At 34.2% G+C, this 1,820-nt stretch carries 3 protein-coding genes and 1 pseudogene; 3 read left to right on the top strand and 1 reads right to left on the bottom strand.

Annotation, left to right across the window (positions count from 1 at the left end; translation table 11 throughout):
* Together AC1DTM_RS24940 and AC1DTM_RS24935 are read left to right on the top strand one after the other, a co-directional pair.
* The coding region (locus AC1DTM_RS24940; RefSeq protein ID WP_477001140.1) for a DUF2871 family protein at window positions 1-276 on the top strand (276 nt) is incomplete at its 5' end.
* 15 nt (window positions 277-291) lie between these two features.
* The gene (locus AC1DTM_RS24935; protein ID WP_016104524.1) at window positions 292-774 is read left to right on the top strand and encodes a CcdC family protein; all 483 of its coding nucleotides are present in this window, start codon (window positions 292-294) and stop codon (window positions 772-774) included.
* Window positions 775-824: 50 nt separating this feature from the next.
* Here AC1DTM_RS24935 and AC1DTM_RS24930 read toward each other — a convergent pair whose 3' ends face one another.
* Entirely contained in the window at window positions 825-1,055 is a 231-nt protein-coding gene (locus AC1DTM_RS24930) for a DUF896 domain-containing protein (protein ID WP_002118300.1), read from the bottom strand.
* A gap of 248 nt (window positions 1,056-1,303) precedes the next feature.
* On the opposite strand from AC1DTM_RS24930, the pseudogene AC1DTM_RS24925 reads away from it, so the two are divergent.
* Window positions 1,304-1,660, top strand: a pseudogene (locus AC1DTM_RS24925) (hypothetical protein); the annotation flags it as partial.
* Window positions 1,661-1,820 lie beyond the last annotated feature (160 nt).

The following is a 1,820-nucleotide window of genomic DNA, read 5'->3' as shown; positions in this document are numbered from 1 at the left end:
CATACACACGTATTAGTGCTCGGCTTCGTATTCTTTTTGGTCGCTTTGGCTCTATTTAAAGTATTTAATGTCCGTGAAACAAAAAGTTTTCGTGCATGGTTTGTTGTGTATAACATAGGATTAATTTTTACAATCGCTACAATGGTATTTAGAGGTATTTTACAAGTAAACGGAACAGACTTTAACGGTTTAAGCCATATGGCTGGATTAGCTCATGTCATTATAAGTGTCGGGCTTGTTTGGTTTATGATTTTGCTCAAAAAGTCTTTTAAATAGATAGGGGTGGAGAGTATGAGTTTAGCACTTTTATCAAGTATCGTAGCAGTTTGCATGGCCGTTGGAGTAATGTTTCTTCGATTTAAGTCAGCGAAAAAACCGGTAACGAAAAAGAAAATTATATTACCGCCAATCTTTATGAGTACTGGCGCATCGATGTACTTCTTATCAGAGTTTCGGTTAACATCGTTAGAAATAGTAGAGGCAATTAGTATAGGACTTATTTTCTCTATATTTCTTATTAAAACATCTAAGTTCGAAATAAAAGGTGAAGACATATATATGAAACCGTCAAAAGCGTTCATATTTATTTTAGTTGGATTATTAGCTGTACGAGTAGGACTTAAATCATATTTAAGTCAATCGATTGATTTAGCACAATTAAGCGGGATGTTTTTCTTACTTGCCTTTGCGATGATCGTATCGTGGAGAATTGCTATGTATCGCTCGTATACTAAATTAGAAAAGACAATAAAAAGAGCTGGAATTTCTATATAGGAATTTCAGCTCTTTTTATGTTTTTTGAAATGTGGTCTTATGCGCGGAACTCATTTACTAAATTTCAAACGATCTTTAGCATCTTGTAATGCAACTGGTGTAACATTAATACCATTTGGATCAACAATTTTTGTGTTTAATAAAATGGAATCTAGGCTTCCACGAAATGTTTTTGTATAGTTTTGACGCAACATTTGTTGTTCTTGTTTTTCATCAACTGTTAATCCAGATGTTCTTTCTTTTTTTGCTAATTCGTTAATGCGGAATAAAATGTTTTGCATTTGTTTTCACCTCTATTTAATTTTAGTTAGTTACTTATTAATTTATAGTTATTTTAACCTATCTTTTAGAAAGTGTCAATGTATATAAAAAAGCTTTTTGAATGGTAAAAATGAGAGGTGTAAACAACTAATACTTGAAATATAAAAAACGTTAATATACAATACCTTAGTATGGTATATAGAAGGTGTGTGGATTGAAGTTCCCATACTTTTGAAGATAACGGTTATAAATAGAAGGAGTATAGAAAATGGATGCAGTCATTTCAAAAAAAGAAACAATCATTTCGTATTGTATGGCATTTATATTTATATTAGCAATGGTCGCAGCTGGTGTACTATTAGATGATCCAGAAGTAATTTTGCCGGAAATAGCTGCGATGGCAATAGCTTTATGGGCATATCGTGAGCCAGGATGGCTAAGACAACCAGAAAAACTCTTTATTGCGCCGTCAATAACAGCTGTTATTGGTTTTGYAGTGAATCAAATGGATATAGCGTATATAGGAAAAGGTAGCTTAACACTTATATTCATGATGCTGTTTTTACGTGTTATACAATCAAATTTAGCACCATCTATTGCGACTGGTTTATTACCATTATTGACACTCCCACCCCTAAAGGGGCTAGCTGACTAACGTCAGTGGGATTCTTGCTACCAAAGGCGAAGTCCATTTCTGGTATCGCTGACGTGCAAGATTGCGGTGTGCCATCACCACTCCCACAACAGACCATATAGGTTCGTGGGCTACGGTACTGTGACCATAC

The organism is Bacillus sp. P4_D3 (assembly GCF_056401855.1).
Note: the sequence above shows the minus strand (reverse complement) of the source record. Positions and strands in the feature narration are given on the sequence as shown.

Excerpts from the sequence above, each read along its gene's own strand:
- AC1DTM_RS24930 (WP_002118300.1), bottom strand. The coding sequence starts at position 1,055 with ATGCAAAACATTTTATTCCGCATTAACGAATTAGCAAAAAAAGAAAGA.
- AC1DTM_RS24935 (WP_016104524.1), top strand. The coding sequence starts at position 292 with ATGAGTTTAGCACTTTTATCAAGTATCGTAGCAGTTTGCATGGCCGTT.